Here is a 5917-nt window from a genome sequence, read left to right on the forward strand (position 1 = left end):
TTGCTGGGCAGCGTCGCCCTGGTGGGCTGCAAGAAGAAGGAAGAAACCGCAGACAACAACGCAGCTCCGGCGGCAACCACGCCGGCCGAGGCGCCCGCGCCGATGACCGGCGCGCCGCCGCCGATGGCTGCATCGGCCGTAGCGGTATCGGCGGTCACTGTCGGCAAGACCGCCGCAGCTGACAAGTCGGTCACCACGGCCGCCCTGTTCGCGCCGAAGGACGATGTCATCGTCTCGGTGAAGACCGATGGCGCGGCCAACAATGTCACCGTCGGCGCCAAGCTGACCTTCCAGGATGGCCAGGTGGCCGGTGAGCAGAACGCAACCCTGAACACCAGCGGTGCAGAGACCACCAACATCACCTTCAAGAATGCCAATGGCTGGCCGGCCGGCAAGTACCGCGCCGAAGTCATGGTTGATGGTAAGGCGGCCGGAACGCCGCAGGAGTTTGAGGTCAAGTAAGTCCCGCCGACTCTCTCCCGGTTGGACTCACGATGGACGCAGCCGCGAGGCTGCGTCCTTTTTTGTTGGTGGTGTTGCGGGAAGGCCTCATCCACGCATGGCGTGGATCTACGGGTGCAGACACCTGGCCGTTCCTCGCGCGGCGATGTTTCCGCAGACCCACGCCATGCGTGGATGGATCACAGCGTTGCCGGCGTGCAGTACCGCCGCGTATGGCACGGCTTTGCCCCGCGCGGCTGAAAACGCGACAATGCAGGGGTTTCCCCGGCGCGCGCCCACCCTGACGGCGGCGGGGAAAGTGACACGGTTGCACGTGGCCCGGCGCTGGCGCCGGCCTTCCCCTGAGCACTGCTACAGAGTCCAAGTCCCCCATGTCCAAGATCCTCTACACGCTGACCGACGAAGCACCGTTCCTGGCCACCCAGTCGCTGCTGCCGATCGTCGACGCCTATACCTCCACCGCGGGCATCGCAGTGGAAACCCGTGACATCTCGTTGTCCGGCCGCATCCTGTCGCTGTTCCCGGAACTGCTGAGCGATGCGCAGAAGGTCAACGATGACCTGGCCGAGCTGGGCCAGCTGGCGACCACCCCCGACGCCAACATCATCAAGCTGCCGAACATCTCCGCCTCGGTGCCGCAGCTGAAGGCCGCCATCAAGGAATTGCAGGACCAGGGCTATCCGCTGCCGGATTACCCGGAAACCCCGGCCGACGACCAGCAGCGCGACTACAAGGCGCGCTACGACAAGGTCAAGGGCAGCGCAGTCAATCCGGTGCTGCGCGAAGGCAACTCCGACCGGCGCGCGCCGCTGTCGGTGAAGAACTACGCCCGCAAGCACCCGCACCGCATGGGCGCCTGGGCGTCCGATTCGAAGTCGCACGTTGCGCACATGGACGCGGGTGATTTCTACGGCAGCGAGAAGTCGGCCACCCTGGCCAACGCCGGCGCGCTGAAGATCACCCTGCACGGCAAGGACGGCAGCACCGTCGTGCTGAAGGAAAAGACCGCGGTCAAGGCCGGTGAGATCGTCGACGCGGCAGTGATGAGCCGCAAGGCGCTGGCCGCCTTCATCGATGCGCAGATCGAAGACGCCAAGTCGCAGGGCGTGCTGTTCTCGCTGCACCTGAAGGCGACCATGATGAAGGTCTCCGACCCGATCATGTTCGGCGTGGTCGTCAACGAGTTCTACAAGGACGTGCTCGCCAAGCACGCCGACACGCTCAAGCAGGCCGGTTTCGATGCCAACAACGGCATCGGTGATCTGGTCGCGCGCCTGCCGTCGCTGCCCGAAGCCACCCGTGCCGCCATCGAAGCCGACCTGCAGGCCGAGTACGCTCAGCGTCCGGGCCTGGCCATGGTCAACTCGGACAAGGGCATCACCAACCTGCACGTGCCGAGCGACGTGATCGTCGACGCCTCGATGCCGGCGATGATCCGCGACTCCGGCAAGATGTGGAATGCCGAAGGCAAGCTGCAGGACACCAAGGCGGTCATTCCGGACCGCTGCTATGCCGGCGTGTACCAGGCTGTCATCGACGACTGCCGCAGCAACGGTGYCTTCAACCCGGCAACCATGGGCTCGGTGCCCAACGTCGGCCTGATGGCGCAGAAGGCTGAAGAGTATGGCTCGCACGACAAGACCTTCCAGATCGCTGCCGACGGCGTGGTCAAGGTCACCGACGAGGCCGGCAACGTGGTGTTCGAACACGCCGTGGAAGCCGGTGACATCTGGCGCATGTGCCAGACCAAGGACGCGCCGATCCAGGACTGGGTCAAGCTGGCCGTCGAACGCGCGCGCCTGAGCAGCACCCCGGCCGTGTTCTGGCTGGACGCCGCCCGCGCCCACGACGCGCAGGTCATCGCCAAGGTCGAGACGTACCTGAAGGACCACGACACCACCGGCCTGGATATCCGCATCCTGCCGCCGGTGGAAGCGACCACCTTCTCGCTGGCCCGCATCCGCAAGGGCGAGGACACCATTTCGGTGACCGGCAACGTGCTGCGCGATTACCTCACCGATCTGTTCCCGATCATGGAGCTGGGCACCAGCGCCAAGATGCTGTCGATCGTGCCGCTGATGGCCGGTGGCGGCCTGTTCGAGACCGGTGCTGGCGGTTCGGCACCGAAGCACGTGCAGCAGTTCGTCGAAGAGGACTACCTGCGCTGGGATTCGCTGGGTGAGTTCCTGGCCCTGGCCGCGTCGCTGGAGCATCTGGGCAACCGCTACGACAACGCTGCCGCCCGCGTGCTGGCCAAGGCACTGGACGAGGCCAACGGCCAGTTCCTGGACAACGACAAGTCGCCGTCGCGCAAGCTCGGTGGCATCGACAACCGTGGCAGCCACTTCTACATCGCCCTGTACTGGGCGCAGGCCCTGGCAGCGCAGAACGAAGATGCCGCACTGCAGGCACGCTTCGCTCCGCTGGCCAAGGCGCTGGCCGACAACGAGCAGAAGATCGTTGACGAGCTGATCGCGGTGCAGGGCAAGGCCGTGGACATCGGCGGCTACTACCGTCCGGATGTGGCCAAGGCCGCTGCCGCGATGCGTCCGAGCGCGACCTTCAATGCCGCGCTGGAGCAGCTGCGCGGCTGATTCATCGCCGCCCGGTTGAGACCTGGAAAGAAACCCGCGCCTCGGCGCGGGTTTCTTTTTGCCCGCATGCCGTTGGTGCCTGTCCACGCGCGGACGGGAGCTGCACAAAACCGTGAAATCCGTCATCTGTCGGAACGCCGTCAACACGGCATGAAACTTGCCCGCGATGGCCGTCGCAGAACGGACGCATGCATGTTCACCACTGCCACCAATATGAGCAGTCGATCACGACGATGGCGGCAAGCCATGGCCTAGCCTTGGCGATGCGAGACCGCCGGGGAGGTGGTCGCACGGGGAACACGGATGGCACGCGTGCTCGTAGTGGGAACCGACATCCAGGGCGAACAGGCCCTGCTGCAGAGGCTGCGGATGGCCTCGGCGCTGCCGGACGGACAGATCCGCCGCAGCCAGGACCTGGACGACTGCGATCTGCTGGTGATTCGCGATACGCCTGCGCTGCGCAACGCGGCACTGCGCATGCGCCAGCAGCGCCCGCGCCTGCACTGCTGGATCGAGGACCTCGGCGGCCAGTTGCGCGAGGGCGATGGCGGCCAGGACGTACTGGATGATGGCGCGATAGGACGGGCGCTGCGCGGCATGCAGACCGGCACCGATGCGACACCGATCCGCTTGGCTGACGGCGCGCATGCGATCACCCGCCTGCTGCGCGAGCGGCTGCCATCGCGGCAGGGCCAGGCGCTGCTGGGCGAGGGTGGAGAGCCGCTGCTGCTGCTGGATCTGGAACAGGACCAGGCGGTGCTGCTGCACGAGCCGGCTACCGTGCTGGTGGAACGGCTGGCACACGGCTTCGAGCACCTGTATCTGGATGCGCTGCTGCCGGCGCAGCTGCAGGCACTGGCGGGTGACCGCACGCGACTGCCGTTGCGTCCGTTGCTGTGGCAATGGGCGCAGCGCAGCCGTCACTGGCAGGCGTTGGATGAGCGCCTGCGCGGGGCGTCGGTGAAGCTGCTGCGCTGGCCGGACTTCCGCGTGCTCGGCCACGATCACGATGGCTTCCGTCTATGTTCGCTGCTGCTCAAGCGTGCCTGCACGGTGGACGAATGCGCGATGCTGCTGGATCTTCCCGCCGCCGCMGTGCGCGATTTCATCCACGCCGCCTACCTGTGCGGTTATGCGCAGCTGCAGGTCGCACCTGCAGTACCGCTGGTGGGTGCGCGTGCCAGCACTGCCGACAACGGCCTGCTCGCACGCCTGTGGCGCACGCTGCGCGGGAGTGACCGCGATGCGTGAGCACAAGGTGGTGGTGCTCGGTGGCATGGGCAGCGGCAAGTCGACATTGGTACGCAGCATCGCCGCCGGAGCGGTGGTCGACACCGACGTAGCCAACAGCGACCGCGCGGGTGCCGACAAGGCTTCGACCACGGTGGCGCTGGACTACGCCGATATCGACCTGCCCAACGGCGAGAGGCTGCGCCTGTATGGCACGCCTGGCCAGCAGCGCTTTGATTTCCTGTGGCCGATCCTGCTGCAGGGTGCGCGCGGTGCGGTGTTGCTGCTGGACGCGCGCCGTGCCGGGGTGGCCGCTGAGCTGGACGCCTACCTGCAGGTGCTGCGCCCGTTCGGTCCGGCATTGGCCCTGGTGGTGGCGGTGACCCATCTTGACCAGGTGCCGGCAGCGGCACTGGATGACTGGGCCGAGCGCGCCCGGCTCGATGGCCAGCCGCTGCCGTTGCTGGCGGTGGATGCCCGTGATCGTGAACAAGGACTGCTGCTGATGGACGTACTGATGAGCGAAATGGAAGCGCATGCACTGGTGGCCGCACATGGCTGATGGACAAGGCGCGCCGTTGCCGGACGCGCAGCAGCGCGAGCGCCTGCAGCCGCTGCTGCAGGACCTGCAGCAGCGGGTGGAAGGGGTGCGGACCGTGGTGCTGGCCAGCGTCGATGGCTTTGCCCTGGTCAGTGCTGGTGCGGAGGGGCGTGGCGAACGCCTGGCGGCGATGACCAGCGCGATGCTGGCCCTGGCTGCAGCAGTGGGGCGCGAACTGGCACTGGGCGATCTGCAGACGCTGATGCTGGAGGCCGCCGGTGGCAAGGTGCTGATGCTGGCCATCCAGGCCGAGGGGCGAGCGCCGTTGCTGCTGATGGCGGCCTGCGACCAGCGCAGCGTGATCGGCCAGGTGCTGTGGCAGAGCAGGGAATGTGGCCAGGCGATCCTGGCCGAACTCAGCGGATCGTGAGCCCGGCCGCAGGGGAACGAGGGGCTCGAACCAACATTGAGAGGGGTGCAACGTGGCTGGATTGAATGATTCGTTGACTGCACTGATGGGTATCGATGGCGCGCAGGCCGTGGCGCTGGTCGACTACGAAAGCGGCATGCTGCTGGGCGAGGCCGGTTCGGGCATGGACATGGAAGTGGCGGCGGCCGGCAACACCGAAGTGATCCGCGCGAAGATGAAAACCGCCGCCTCGCTCAACCTCAACGATGGCATCGAGGACATCCTGATCTCGCTGGGCAAGGCGTATCACATCATGCGCCCGGTGGCGAAGAAGAAGGGCCTGTTCTTCTACATCGTGCTGGACCGGACCAAGTCCAACCTCGCCCTGGCGCGGCGCAAGGTGCAGGACGTGGAGGCCGAACTGGCGATCTGAGCCGGCCCGGTGGGACCGATCCCTGGTGCTGCACGGCAGCCCAGGGATCGGTCCGCTGTGACGTCATGTCGAAGGCAGCAGAAGCGTGCGTACGAAGGTCAGCGCCTGCCTGTCGCGCGCAGCAAAGTATCTGGGCGCATGCAGTGGGAGCCAGGTTTCGTTGAAGTGCCGGCGAAAGTCTTCGTAGAGCTCGTTCGGATAGAGCTTTGCCTGCACGTTGCGGCCGTCTGGATAGCTGTGCTCATAGG

7 protein-coding genes are annotated in these 5917 nt (G+C 66.3%); 6 read left to right on the forward strand and 1 reads right to left on the reverse strand.

The window, feature by feature from the left end:
* The 6 genes from AC1DJN_RS20130 to AC1DJN_RS20155 all read left to right on the forward strand — a co-directional run.
* A partial coding sequence (locus AC1DJN_RS20130) for a hypothetical protein (RefSeq protein ID WP_478039959.1) occupies positions 1-462 on the forward strand: 462 nt, incomplete at its 5' end.
* A 371-nt stretch (positions 463-833) separates the two neighbouring features.
* On the forward strand, positions 834-3056 hold the full coding sequence (locus AC1DJN_RS20135) for an NADP-dependent isocitrate dehydrogenase (RefSeq protein WP_478039961.1): 2223 nt from the start codon (positions 834-836) through the stop codon (positions 3054-3056).
* A gap of 303 nt (positions 3057-3359) precedes the next feature.
* Entirely contained in the window at positions 3360-4307 is a 948-nt protein-coding gene (locus tag AC1DJN_RS20140) for a hypothetical protein (RefSeq protein WP_032976420.1), read from the forward strand.
* Positions 4300-4848 (forward strand): GTP-binding protein, encoded by a 549-nt coding sequence (locus AC1DJN_RS20145; RefSeq protein WP_025878599.1) that lies wholly within the window; start codon positions 4300-4302, stop codon positions 4846-4848. The genes AC1DJN_RS20140 and AC1DJN_RS20145 overlap by 8 nt, the downstream gene beginning before the upstream one ends.
* Positions 4841-5257, forward strand: coding sequence for a roadblock/LC7 domain-containing protein (locus AC1DJN_RS20150; RefSeq protein WP_032976421.1), 417 nt, complete (start codon positions 4841-4843; stop codon positions 5255-5257). The genes AC1DJN_RS20145 and AC1DJN_RS20150 overlap by 8 nt, the downstream gene beginning before the upstream one ends.
* Before the next feature lie 52 nt (positions 5258-5309).
* Positions 5310-5669: a hypothetical protein gene (locus tag AC1DJN_RS20155; RefSeq protein WP_025878601.1), complete on the forward strand. Its 360-nt coding sequence runs from the start codon at positions 5310-5312 to the stop codon at positions 5667-5669.
* Between the two features lie 63 nt (positions 5670-5732).
* On the opposite strand, the gene AC1DJN_RS20160 is transcribed toward AC1DJN_RS20155, so the two are convergent.
* Positions 5733-5917 (reverse strand): BstA C-terminal domain-containing protein (locus AC1DJN_RS20160; RefSeq protein ID WP_478039963.1); only part of this gene is annotated, 185 nt, incomplete at its 5' end.

The organism is Stenotrophomonas sp. 05L414_2, assembly GCF_056397905.1.

Coding starts and splice junctions, on each gene's coding strand:
- AC1DJN_RS20145 (WP_025878599.1), top strand. CDS start 4,300: ATGCGTGAGCACAAGGTGGTGGTGCTCGGTGGCATGGGCAGCGGCAAG.
- AC1DJN_RS20150 (WP_032976421.1), top strand. CDS start 4,841: ATGGCTGATGGACAAGGCGCGCCGTTGCCGGACGCGCAGCAGCGCGAG.